This is a genomic window from Paenibacillus amylolyticus, from assembly GCF_001570725.1.
GTDB classification, from domain to species: Bacteria; Bacillota; Bacilli; order Paenibacillales; family Paenibacillaceae; genus Paenibacillus; species Paenibacillus amylolyticus_A.
In genome coordinates this window covers 799,213-810,677 of sequence record NZ_BCNV01000001.1, presented here as the reverse complement: position 1 = coordinate 810,677, position 11,465 = coordinate 799,213, and the positions used below count along the sequence as shown (strand labels likewise).

Genomic DNA, 11,465 nt, shown 5'->3' with positions numbered 1-11,465 from the left:
TTCGGGGGCACGCCCATACAATAGAAGTACAAGCCGCTCCCCCTGTGACAGACCAAAGACAGGAGGTGTGCTGCTGGGTCTGAAAGGGGTGTTGCCAATGAGCACATTTTTGTCCAAAGCCATTCTTGATTTCTTTATTGCGTTTGGGATCGTGCTGGGCGGCGCGATGATCGGAGGTATTGGAGCGGTGATCTCGCTTCAACCTCCGACACAGACGATGCTCGATATTTCCGGAAAAATAAAGATATGGGCACTCGCAGCTGCTGTCGGTGGAACCATCGATCCCATGCGTGTCATCGAGAGCAATTTCCTGGATGGCAACCTGTCTCCGGCGGTCAAACAAATCCTGTATCTGATCTCTGCTTTTATGGGCGCGCATATGGGAACCGAATTAGTAAAATGGGTGTGCGGCGGAGGCCGGAGCTAATATGAGACAGGAACAGCGTTCATGAGGATTCCGCCATTCTCCCGTTACCGCCCGCTGATGCGAATGACCGCTGTATTTGTTCTGGGAATGATCGCTGGATGTGTCGTCTACAACGGTGTATTTCACCTAAGTTACAATGCGTTGTGGCTGAACAATCAGGAGCTGCAGCTTCAGCTGCATCAGAATGAGGAGGATATCAAAACGCTGAAAAAATACAGTAAACGCCAAACCGTTATCAAGGAAATCAAGGTGCGCGCAGAAGAATCTGATAAAGGTCCGGACGAAGCTTCTCTGAAAGTAATGTTACAGAAGCTCGGGGACGAACTTGAGGTGCTGCGGGGCAGAGATGTATTTAACATCGACGAGTACAGTAAAATGACGCGAATTATGCTGAATCAGAAAGTGTATTCTGTCAGAGAGAAGGAGTACACCGTTCAGGTCAAGACCATGCTGGTCATGGAAGGCGTACTGCAAGTTTGGGTACAGATTCGCATGCATGTTCCTGCGTAATAGCAAAAAAACTGCCCTTGTCTTCATCTCTGCATGGTACAATAAGGGCAGTAAATGCTTTCCAGAAAAGGAGCTGCGTCTTTGTGTTCATCGATGTACTCAAATATGCTCTGATCGCTATCTTTGCCGTTGTCATGGTCTTTGCAGCTCTGAACAGCATTCGTTCACGCAGAACCTCGGATGCTGCCAGCGCTGGTCTTTACCGCTCCTGGACGAATATCTGGATGGGTAGCATGCTCATCGTGCTTGCGCTAATCCTCATGTTTGTCTTCACGGGTTCCACGTTATCTGTAGTTGTGGAAGCGCTATTTCTAATTATGGGTGCATACAATGTATTCGCCGGAATACGTAACCGCAGTTACTATGCCAGGCTTCAACAACGGTCCAGTAATGGATCAGGTAAAACCTCTGGACAATCTTCATGATATCTTGAAGTATTATCGTTGTGTCTGCAAAAAAAGAGAGTACTTCCCTACATCGAGCGTTGCCTGAACCGCGGTTTCAGCGGAACCCAGCATTGCTTCTCGATCAGGAGTACTCTCTTTGTCTATGCCTGGAATCATTCGCCCGATTAGGCATGATCAATGGATTGTAATGTCATGACCGCTTTACATACCACACTGCCTTCACGGGTCACCACAATGTCCATCTTGCATGTACGACGGCTCGTTTCCAGAATAACCGGTCGAACCAGAATCTGATCTTCAATCTGTACGGGCCTTACAAAATAAGTCGTCACATTATCCACCACATGGTCGTTCCCTGTTACATCCCAAGCTGCCCGCCTGCCGGCCTGAGTCATCACATTCAACAGAACACCTTCCGAGATCGTCCCCAGGTCGGTTGCCATCTGGGGAATGATGAATCCGTGAAATAACAGTTCATTCTGTTCTCCGCGTTCCTCGGCAAACCCATTCCAGATCAGATGATCAAACGTCTCTCCCAGTTGGGGCTGCTTCTGGGCATCCCGCATGGCCTGTAGTACTTCCTTGCGTGTGACGGACGCAATCAGTTTGCGGTTCCGGTCCACGATCGGCAGAAAGTCGATGCCTTCCCAGGTCATAATCTGGGCTGCTGAAGCGAGTGAAGTCTGCAGTGAGGCCGTAATCGGGCGGCGTATCACGCATTTCTCAATACTCTGATCTGCCGTAAGCTCACTGACATCCTTCAGACTCACAATGCCGATGACCCGGTTCCATTCATCCACCACCGGGAAGCGGTGTTCTCCCGTTTCCGAAACCAGCATATGAAAATCTGCGGCTGAACTGGTCACCTTCAGCACCTGCAAGCGAGGTTTCTGACCGATGATATCCTCAACAAGCATAATTTTTTTCTTAATCAGCCGGTCGAAGATCGCACGGTTAATCATTGAAGCCACCGTGAATGTATCATGTCTGGATGAAATAATTGGTAGCCCAAGCTCGTCAGCCATAATTCTTACTTCACGGCTTGTCCCGAAACCACCTGTAATCAACACACCCGCTCCCTGTTCGAGGGCAAGAGAATGAGCATCCTCCCGGTTACCTACAATCAGCAAACTCCCAGCGTCAATATAACGGGCCATCGCCTGTTCTTTCATCGCACCGATCACATACTTGTGCAGCGGTTTGGCGAGGCCCTCGTTTCCGCCCAACACATGGCCCTCCACAATGGTCACAACATCCGCAAAGGTCAACTGCTCCGACATGCCCCGAGGTCTCTTCTCAATCCGCACGGTCCCAATTCGTTCCTTGGTCACGACCAGCCCGAAGTTCTCGGCCTCTTTCACCGCACGATAAGCTGTCCCTTCACTTACGCCCAGCTCCCGCGCAAGTCCACGTACCGATATTTTACTGCCAACCTTCAGTTGTTCAATATGTTGAAGTAACTGTTCATGCTTCGTTACGTTCTCTTCTTGTCCGTCCATCTGTACCACCCCCGAAGATGCATCTGTACTATACTGTATCTATTATAACACGCCCTTAGGAAAATAACCCCATCTCCTGCCCCATTCTCATAGGGAAATCCACCGCTTGAATTCAATCATCCGATTGATCTCTAATCTTATATGTACACAAAAGACCGGACCCCCTGATATGAAGGGGAATCCGGTCTTTTTTCCAGTGACAGAACCGAATCTGTCGGCCCTGCCCTGGCATACTGAATGTAATGCTATTCCTTATACAGACTTGCTCCGCTCTTGCTTGTCCAGCAGTTTCATCTCCCACTGCCGCAGCTTCGCCCGGCGAACAGCTTCCAGTGCACGTTTCTTCTCTTCATCCACACCGAGAATAAAATGCAGATGTGCACCAACGATTAATAAAGAGAACAGCACCCATACGATGCCAAAAATATTAACCCAGTCCATTCCTCCAGCAAAGGAAATCCGCGGCAGTGCAATGACCAGCATCGACAACGCGATAAGCAGATAGATCACATGTTTTGCTTTTTTCAACCTCTTCACCCTTCACAGCTCCTTCGTTCTTGATCAACTCTATATGTCTAGTCTATGAACGATAAGGAGCTAATATGAAAGGTTTAGGTAAAAAAACAAGACAAGCATTTACGCTTCAGCGCCACCGTACAGATGACCCAGGCTGTCTGCAATAATTTTGTTCACGTCTTCAATGATGACACTGAGGCGACGCTCTGCATCAAACAAACGACGGATGTTCAGGTTCAAGCTCAGTACTTCAAACAGCTTTTCCATTTTTTCCATTTCATCCGGAGCCGGCATATCCCCGCTCATCATGCGTTGTTGCAATTCCATCTGTTGATCACGGAAGTTATCCAGCATTGCTTTTGCATCCGGATCAGCTTCAATCAGCTTCATCGCGGAAGTAATCTCTTCCACCTCGCTGCTTTCTCTCAGTGCTTTGGCCAAATCATTGGCTTTGTCATAAATGTTCACTATTATTCCTCCTCAGATTGGTTTGTTCATCCGTGTTAATACACGCTTTTCTCTCCTGTCAAACAAGGGCGATCTGAAACAAGCCTTCGATAACGTACCCCTAATGAAATGCATTTAATCCATATGGGTCAATCACCAAGGGTTATATGTCCTCATATGATGAAGCACATGCCATGTTCAGATGCCGTTCAACTTCGAGATCAGACATCAAGTTGCCGCCCGGAAGGAGATCCGTGATGTCCACTAAAAAAGTAACGATTCAGGTTACCGGCTCGGGCATCCTGCAGGACGACGTCATCATGCTGGGCGAAGGGGTGCTCAAGGCACTTAAAATCCCTTCAGGAAGGCCGCTTCAGCTGCAATTTGGCTCTTTCCGCCGAGAAGTCACTGTCATTCCGGTACCAAGGTATGACGGACTGCGCATCAATCAGACGGTTGCCAGCAAGACCGGTCTTGTTCCGCGTTCGGTCCTGAGGGTATCCTATCGTTCAGCCAGCCGTACGCTTCGCCTTGGACCCTACATCAGTGTACTGGTTAGCCAGGATTATCCCGATCAGCCCGATCGGCCCTTTGGCTCCATCACGATGTTCTGTCAAGAACTGGTGAACGCCTGCCGTAAGCAGGGCGCCTATGTATCCTTTTTCACACCGGAGGATATTGGAGCGGTAACGGGTTATATGAAAGGCTGGGTGTATGATGACGGCTGGAAAAAGACTGTTCTGCCTGTAGCAGACGTCGTCAATAACCGGCTAACGTCCCGCAAGCTTGAGAACAAACCTAGCGTACAGCATTTTATGAAAGAAGTAAAATCGCTCTACGGCACGCAAACCTTCAATGAAAAGTTTCTGGACAAAAACGAAGTATTTGACGCACTCAAGTCCATTTCAACGCTTAAACGAGTTCTTCCCGAGTCCCATTTGCTCAAGACATCCTCCATGCTCAAGACCATGTGTAACCGACATCCGGTTGTATTTTTGAAGCCAGTTCGCGGTTCATTGGGCAAAGGCATCATCCGGGTCTCACGTCAGACGGACGGAAGTTTCTTGACTCTGGCGACTGGCGTCGGGGGTACCCGGAAACAAACGTATGCTTCTCTGGATAAACTGTATGCCAGTCTGTCTGGGAAAATGAAAACAACGCGTTACCAGATCCAACAAGGGCTGACTCTCATTGATCACAGTGGCAGACCCGTGGATTTCCGTGCGCTCGTGCAAAAAAACCGTACCGGAAAATGGAGTGTAACCTCCATCGTTGCCCGGATTGCAGGCGGGAGTCACTACGTATCCAATCTGGCACGGGGTGGAAGTCTCAGTACCGTGAAGGAAGCCGTTGCCAAAACACAGTTGTCCGGATCGGCCAAAGCTTCCGCATATGCAGGATTGCACACGGCAGCACTGGATATCGCCAAAGGGATCGAGAGTGCCATCCCTGCTCACTTTGGAGAACTTGGTATTGATCTGGCCCTGGATTCCACTGGACGCGTATGGCTGCTTGAAGTCAACTCGAAACCATCCAAGAACGACAATACACCACTGAGTGAGAGCAAGATCCGTCCTTCGGTCAAAGCCATGCTGGAATACTCCACGTACCTGGCCGGGTTTTGAAAAGTGATTCCCTATTGGACACAAATCTGATAGAAGAGAGGTGCAGCATAATGTTTCCATCAGCTCAGACAAAAACACTGGCCATTCTGGTACGTGCGACCGAAGGCTCACCTCCCTTCACGGATGAACTTTTCTGCCGTCGTCTCAGTCTGGGGAGTATGCGATATGCCCTTCAGGTTATTGTGATCCCGATATCGGTTGATGCAGCCCATTCCCCTCTTCAATGGGGATATGCCTATCATCAAGGGACGTGGGAGAAGATCCTTATTCCTACAGTCGACCTCATCATGGACCGTTGTCTTCGGCCCCTACCCAGAAACGTCAGACAGCAGCTCAAGGAACGGATATCCACCAATGGCACAGATCAGCACCGTTATTGGTCTGCTTCCCTGCCAGGAAAATGGGAAGTGCACCGTGTGCTGTCCCGAAATCCTGAATTGCGGGCAAAACTTGCACCGACAACTCGGATCGGGTTGCATATCCCCTGGGAAACATGGCTGGAACGTTGGCCCATGGGGCTGTTTTTCAAACCGGTATCAGGTACCCATGGCAAGAATACCTTTCGCCTGTCTCTGGGAGCGACTCCAGCCACATGGATCGTGGAGGGTCGTAACGCGGATAATGAAAAATTTTGTATCACCTTCGATCACACTCAGGCCGTATCTTCCTGGCTGGCAACACTTCAGGCTGAGCGCAAGATGATCGTGCAGCCCTATCTGGAGCTCAGCCATCAAGGAAGATCGTTCGACATACGGGCTCTAATGCAAAAGAACGGGCAAGGTCGCTGGACGCTGACAGGATGTATGGTGCGAGAAGGACCCGTGGGCTCGCTCACGTCGAATCTTCACGGAGGCGGTAGAGCATATCCCGCCCATGCATATCTGCTCCAGCGATATGGAACGGTCCGCACGGAAGCTCTGCTGAAGAGCATCCGGCAGACTGCCGCTCTTATCCCCACCCTGCTGGAGAGTCGTTTCGGCAGGCTAGCCGAATTGGGGCTTGATTTTGGAGCAGATGCCGATGGTCAACTCTGGCTAATTGAAGTCAATTCCAAACCAGGCCGCACCTCATTCGCAGAAGCGGGCGACCGACGCATGCATGCCCTGACTTATACCCGGCCGCTTGCCTATGCCCGTTATCTGTTGCAACAACATGTTCTCACGGACATCATTCGTCCAATGAAAATGCCGAATACATCCAGCAAAGCTGGCCTGAAACCCATCCCGATTCACGGCGGCTGAGGCCCGCAGCGCCCGCTTGCCATGGAGCACAAGGATCTTTTCAGGATAGGAGGATAAATCATGAGTTTGACCTTTTGCAATCTGCATTTCACCAAGCAACCGGATAAAGTGGTTTATGTATCGAACGCTTTAATGAAGAGCCTCAACCTGTCCGGCAAAAAAACGGTGAACCTTCGCTTCGGGCGTGACCGGGTGCCTGCGACGATCAAACCAATCAAAAAAGCAGGTAAACATCTCTATCTCGCTTCAGGCATCCGTAATCTGATGAACGTTCCCAAACGGGGCAGTATTTATCTCCGGAACTTGCAAAATGATGAAGTCCAGTTAGGTCCACTGATCGGCGTACTCTCCGATGGGCCTTCGACAAGCACGAATCCATTCGGTTCCCGTACAGGGTTCATCAAACAGTTACTCCGGGAAGGCAGCCGGAAATCCTATATTTATGCCTTTACTCCCCGGGATATTAACTGGCAGAACGAGACGGTATCCGGTTTTTTTCTGAATGATAACGGAAGCTTCACCCGCAGAACGGTACCCCTGCCCGATGTCGTTTACAACCGGTTGCCGAGCCGCCGTTCAGACTTCTCACCAGCGATTAACCAACTGCGGGAGCGATTTATTCGCCGGAAAATTCCATTCTTCAACTGGAGCTTCTTCAACAAATCGGATATCTATACATTGCTGGAAAATGAACCGACAGCAGGACGGTATATCCCTGAATCGATTACCAATCCGTCGGTGGAACAGATGAAAGAAATGCTGGAACGCCATCAGTTTGTCTACTATAAGCCTACTGCCGGAAGTCTGGGGAATGGGATCTATCGCCTGACCTACTCGCCAAAACGTGGATATTTCGCGCGTTATCGCAAAAAAGGTGGTAATGCTCTCCTGCGCTTCGGGTCGTTCAACAGTCTGATGCGCATGCTTCAGGGAAGACACGGCAAACAACTTCGCGGATATGTCGTTCAACAGGGAATACGACTGATTGAGATTGATGAATGTCCGATTGATTTTCGTTTTCACATGCACAAAAATGGTAACAATCAATGGGTTGTTGTCGGAATTGGCGCCAAAAAGGCAGGACGTGGCAGCGTCACAACACACATCAAAAATGGTGGCTCCCTAATGACCCCTGAGCAAGCTCTCAGTCGCAACTTCGGCGACCGTTCGGGAGAAGTTCTTCAGCAGGCCAAATCCGTCGCTATTACACTGGCCCAGGCGATTGAAACCCAGCACCAGCATCTGATTGGTGAGATTGGCTTTGATCTGGGCATTGATCAGGAGGAACATGTATGGATGTTCGAAGCGAACGCCAAACCCGGGCGCTCCATTTTCCGTCACCCTTCACTCCGGGTGGAGGGAAAATCGTCGGTGGAGCACATTTTGGAACACTGCCTGTATTTGAGCAAGTTCCGGAAGAAGGAAGGCATTTGATGAGCCTTCATGATGATTTCAAACCTGTCATTGCTGTTTTGACCATGCATGATAATCAGCGGATGTTCAGGGGGAATCATCAAAATTTTCAGGATATTCTGCAGACAGGCGAGAGCATGGGATATGTGGTGTACATTGTGACTGTGCGGGATCTGAACGTGAGTGGTCCCACCGTGAAAGGATATACGTACAACAAGGGGAGTGGAAAGTGGGTTTCACAGCCTTTCCCCCTTCCCCATGTGCTATACAATCGTATTCCCAACCGTGAAGATGAAGGAAAACCTTCCGTTCAGCGCAAAATTGACGAATGCATGCAATCGGGAATCGAACTGTATAACCCATTCTTCTTCAATAAATGGAACCTGTTCGAATGGCTCAAGAAATCCAAATCGACTCAGCAACTGATTCCCCATACTCGGCGGATGCGCAGCGCTTCTTCTCTCGGTGCCGTTCTGCGGACACATCCCTATCTGTACCTCAAGCCCGAGAGTGGCAAAGCTGGCAAAGGAATCATGATGCTGAAATTCCAGGAAAAAGAGCGCCTTCCCTATCGGCTTAAAATACAGACCACACGGAAAAGCACGACCTATAAGACGGCTACACTCGCCAAGTTATGGGCACGAATTCGCAAAGAAACCGGGCTTACGCCCTACATTATGCAACAAGGCATTGAACTGGCTTCCTCTCGTAAACGTCCTTTCGATTTGCGTGTTCTTGTACAAAAGAACAGCAAGGGTCAATGGAGCGTAACCGGTGTAGGTGCGAGACTTGCTGGCTCCCGCAGCATTACCACTCATGTGCCGCGCGGAGGAAGTGTGGAGGATCCCGAGAAGCTGTTGACCGAACTTTTCGGCGAAGAAATGACAACTACCCTGATGAAACGTGTGAAATCCACTTCATTGATGATCGCAAGACAGGTAGAACGAGGGTCAGGTTACACGCTCGGAGAGATGTCCATGGACCTGGGCATTGATGATCTGGGGGAAATCTGGTTCTTCGAAGCCAATGCGAAGCCCATGAAGTTCGATGAACCACAGATCAGGCGGCGGTCACTGGAACGTATATTTCACTACAGCGCTTATCTTGCCCGTCAGTCCAAACGATGATAGACAGGAATACTGCAAAAAGAAGGTGATTGTTTGTGTCCTCACCTGTTCTGGGCATTATGACGTTGTACTTAAATGAACATCGCGCTCTTGAAGAACGAAGCATCTATCGCAGAATGATTCTTGAGGGGCGCAAGCGGGGACTCGATATCTATGTATTCACACCTGCCGACGTACACCCAGGAGGCAAACAGATTGAGGCGATGGTTTTTCATGAGGAAAAAGGCTGGTCTCGGGAATGGCGATCATTCCCGGATCTGATCTTTGATCGCTGCCGGATTCAGCGTAACCGCAGATTCCAGCAACTGCTTGCTTTTCGGGAGAAATATGGACATCTGCTCTTTCTGAACAGACCACTGCGTAATAAATGGACCATCCATCAGACCCTTTCGGAAAAAGCCAACTTTCGTGAACACCTGCCGGAAACGGTGTTATTTCAGGATATGTCCGATGTGAACCGGATGCTCAAAGCGTCTTCTCTGGTCTACCTGAAACCCATTAACGGAACCGGCGGACGTGGTATTCTGCGCGTTGAACGCAGCAGTAGCGAGGCGAATACCGTCCTTGTTCAGGGACGGGATCAGAAGCGTCGTATTATCACGCCACGCAAAGTCCATCTATCACGCCTAGGTGCGTTGCTCCAACACTGGAATATGAAAGACAAATATCTTGTACAGAAGGGCATTCAACTTCAGCTTCCCAATGGACGGGTGCATGATTACCGCATGCTGGTTCAGAAGAACGGCGAGGGTCATTGGGAACTTACCGGATGTGCAGGACGCATGGGTGCAGAGAAAAGTGTAACCTCCAATCTGCATGGCGGCGGTCAGGCTGTAGCGATGAATCGACTCATGAAGCAATGGATCCCTGACGAAGAACTTCGAGCAGAAATTAACACGACGGCCGAGAAATTCGGTATTGATGTCGCTTCGTTTCTGGAAGATACCTATGGGGACTTATGCGAGCTGGCACTGGATTTGGCGATTGACAAGAGCGGTCGTATCTACCTGCTCGAAGTTAACCCCAAGCCTGCACGTGAAGTATTCGCCCGCATCGGTGAGCGGGATATGTATTATAAGGCCATCACTCAGCCACTTGAATATGCATTATGGGTATACCGTAACCGGGCAAGTCGCCCAGTCAAACAAATCAGAACCACCCGGCTTGCAAGCAACAGAACATCTGCATTGAAGAAAGCACGCAAAAAGAGATGATCTTGTTGATCACGAATAAGAGCGCCCAACCCGCTGATACATATCGGGTTGGGCGCTCTCGTATGATTATCGACATTCTTATCCGTTGATTCGCTTATTCCGCTTCATCATACAGACGCAGTAGTTCCTTAAAATCAGAGATCAGCGCATCCGAGCCTGCTAGCTCCTCATCACGACCGAATCCGGCATAGGCACAGCCGATGACCGTCTGATGGTTCATTTTACCCGCTTCCACATCAGAGGAGCGATCCCCGACCATCCAGGCGTCCTGAATCCGATGTTTCTCCAGCAGAATCTGTACTAAATTGATTTTGGAGGGCGTCTTGTACTGGCCTGCACTGTATACCCCTTCAAAGAAAGGCATAATCTCGTGTGCGAACGCTACCCCCTTCACATAATCCTCCAGCCCATTACTGGCGACAAACAGCCGTATTCCTTGGTCTTTCAATGCTTGTAGCGTTTCTTTCACTCCAGGATACAATTGGGAGCTACCTTCATCGAGCCCCTCAATCTCCAGTTGAAGCAGTAGTTCGTCTGCACGACGATGTGCCGCTTCCGACGCCTCAGGCATAACGACTTTCCATATATCTTCGAGCAACATGCCCAAACTTCCCAGCATCCGTTCCTCTGGTGGGGTTTCACCTTCAAAATGTCCTTCAGCACGTAATGTATCAAATAACTGCTGGTACGCTGGCAACAACAGGGTCTCTGTCTGGAACAGCGTACCATCCATGTCAAAAATCATCGCTTCCGGTTTGCGTAATACCGTCTCTTTGGTCATGTCCAATGTTCCTTTCGGATTGGGATATGTATATGTCATCTGAATTGTTCCCTTTCCATGATAAACATAACATCTGAACGTGTAAACCAACGATTGTAAAACCTCAGTAACCCTAACCTTATACAAAAACAACAAACATTATATGAAAGTTAAACAAACTATGTACAAACAAACTTCCTTTACGTATAATACTAAAAAATAGTGCTTTAGACATCAGATCTAAAGGCCTATGAAAATCAAATTTCCAGTTTTTTCGAC

12 protein-coding genes are annotated in these 11,465 nt (G+C 49.4%); 8 read left to right on the top strand and 4 right to left on the bottom strand.

Annotation, left to right across the window (positions count from 1 at the left end):
* Positions 1-97 precede the first annotated feature (97 nt).
* The 3 genes from PAHA3_RS03835 to PAHA3_RS03825 all read left to right on the top strand — a co-directional run bounded on the left by PAHA3_RS03835 (position 98) and on the right by PAHA3_RS03825 (position 1,362).
* A complete protein-coding gene (locus PAHA3_RS03835; protein WP_026081169.1) occupies positions 98-427 on the top strand; it encodes a YtrH family sporulation protein in 330 nt (109 codons plus the stop codon).
* Positions 428-448: 21 nt separating this feature from the next.
* Positions 449-937 carry a hypothetical protein gene (locus PAHA3_RS03830; protein ID WP_017689500.1) on the top strand — a complete coding sequence of 163 codons (489 nt, stop codon included), beginning with the start codon at positions 449-451 and terminating at the stop codon, positions 935-937.
* 83 nt (positions 938-1,020) lie between these two features.
* Positions 1,021-1,362, top strand: a complete 342-nt coding sequence (locus tag PAHA3_RS03825; protein WP_082762708.1) for a YtpI family protein — start codon at positions 1,021-1,023, stop codon at positions 1,360-1,362.
* Positions 1,363-1,508: 146 nt separating this feature from the next.
* On the opposite strand, the gene PAHA3_RS03820 is transcribed toward PAHA3_RS03825, so the two are convergent.
* The 3 genes from PAHA3_RS03820 to PAHA3_RS03810 all read right to left on the bottom strand — a co-directional run bounded on the left by PAHA3_RS03820 (position 1,509) and on the right by PAHA3_RS03810 (position 3,827).
* On the bottom strand, positions 1,509-2,843 hold the full coding sequence (locus PAHA3_RS03820; RefSeq protein ID WP_062833543.1) for a DRTGG domain-containing protein: 1,335 nt from the start codon (positions 2,841-2,843) through the stop codon (positions 1,509-1,511).
* A gap of 252 nt (positions 2,844-3,095) precedes the next feature.
* Entirely contained in the window at positions 3,096-3,380 is a 285-nt protein-coding gene (locus PAHA3_RS03815) for a hypothetical protein (protein ID WP_139331819.1), read from the bottom strand.
* A 99-nt stretch (positions 3,381-3,479) separates the two neighbouring features.
* Positions 3,480-3,827, bottom strand: a complete 348-nt coding sequence (locus PAHA3_RS03810; RefSeq protein WP_036609862.1) for a YlbF family regulator — start codon at positions 3,825-3,827, stop codon at positions 3,480-3,482.
* Positions 3,828-4,063: 236 nt separating this feature from the next.
* Here PAHA3_RS03810 and PAHA3_RS03805 point away from each other — a divergent pair, with 236 nt between their 5' ends.
* Genes PAHA3_RS03805 through PAHA3_RS03785 form a run of 5 tightly spaced genes read left to right on the top strand, consistent with a single transcriptional unit; the run spans position 4,064 to position 10,426 of the window.
* Entirely contained in the window at positions 4,064-5,431 is a 1,368-nt protein-coding gene (locus tag PAHA3_RS03805; RefSeq protein WP_062833542.1) for a YheC/YheD family endospore coat-associated protein, read from the top strand.
* A 50-nt stretch (positions 5,432-5,481) separates the two neighbouring features.
* Entirely contained in the window at positions 5,482-6,672 is a 1,191-nt protein-coding gene (locus PAHA3_RS03800; RefSeq protein WP_062833541.1) for a YheC/YheD family endospore coat-associated protein, read from the top strand.
* Between the two features lie 60 nt (positions 6,673-6,732).
* The gene (locus PAHA3_RS03795; RefSeq protein WP_062833540.1) at positions 6,733-8,106 is read left to right on the top strand and encodes a YheC/YheD family endospore coat-associated protein; all 1,374 of its coding nucleotides are present in this window, start codon (positions 6,733-6,735) and stop codon (positions 8,104-8,106) included.
* Positions 8,106-9,212: a YheC/YheD family endospore coat-associated protein gene (locus PAHA3_RS03790; protein ID WP_062833539.1), complete on the top strand. Its 1,107-nt coding sequence runs from the start codon at positions 8,106-8,108 to the stop codon at positions 9,210-9,212. Before PAHA3_RS03795 ends, PAHA3_RS03790 begins: the two co-directional genes overlap by 1 nt.
* 35 nt (positions 9,213-9,247) lie before the next feature.
* Entirely contained in the window at positions 9,248-10,426 is a 1,179-nt protein-coding gene (locus PAHA3_RS03785; RefSeq protein ID WP_235599366.1) for a YheC/YheD family endospore coat-associated protein, read from the top strand.
* Between the two features lie 94 nt (positions 10,427-10,520).
* On the opposite strand, the gene PAHA3_RS03780 is transcribed toward PAHA3_RS03785, so the two are convergent.
* Positions 10,521-11,207 (bottom strand): HAD family hydrolase, encoded by a 687-nt coding sequence (locus tag PAHA3_RS03780; RefSeq protein ID WP_062835962.1) that lies wholly within the window; start codon positions 11,205-11,207, stop codon positions 10,521-10,523.
* Positions 11,208-11,465: the final 258 nt, after the last annotated feature.

Coding starts and splice junctions, on each gene's coding strand:
- PAHA3_RS03835 (WP_026081169.1), top strand. CDS start 98: ATGAGCACATTTTTGTCCAAAGCCATTCTTGATTTCTTTATTGCGTTT.
- PAHA3_RS03830 (WP_017689500.1), top strand. CDS start 449: ATGAGGATTCCGCCATTCTCCCGTTACCGCCCGCTGATGCGAATGACC.
- PAHA3_RS03820 (WP_062833543.1), bottom strand. CDS start 2,843: ATGGACGGACAAGAAGAGAACGTAACGAAGCATGAACAGTTACTTCAA.
- PAHA3_RS03805 (WP_062833542.1), top strand. CDS start 4,064: ATGTCCACTAAAAAAGTAACGATTCAGGTTACCGGCTCGGGCATCCTG.
- PAHA3_RS03800 (WP_062833541.1), top strand. CDS start 5,482: ATGTTTCCATCAGCTCAGACAAAAACACTGGCCATTCTGGTACGTGCG.
- PAHA3_RS03795 (WP_062833540.1), top strand. CDS start 6,733: ATGAGTTTGACCTTTTGCAATCTGCATTTCACCAAGCAACCGGATAAA.
- PAHA3_RS03790 (WP_062833539.1), top strand. CDS start 8,106: ATGAGCCTTCATGATGATTTCAAACCTGTCATTGCTGTTTTGACCATG.
- PAHA3_RS03780 (WP_062835962.1), bottom strand. CDS start 11,207: ATGACCAAAGAGACGGTATTACGCAAACCGGAAGCGATGATTTTTGAC.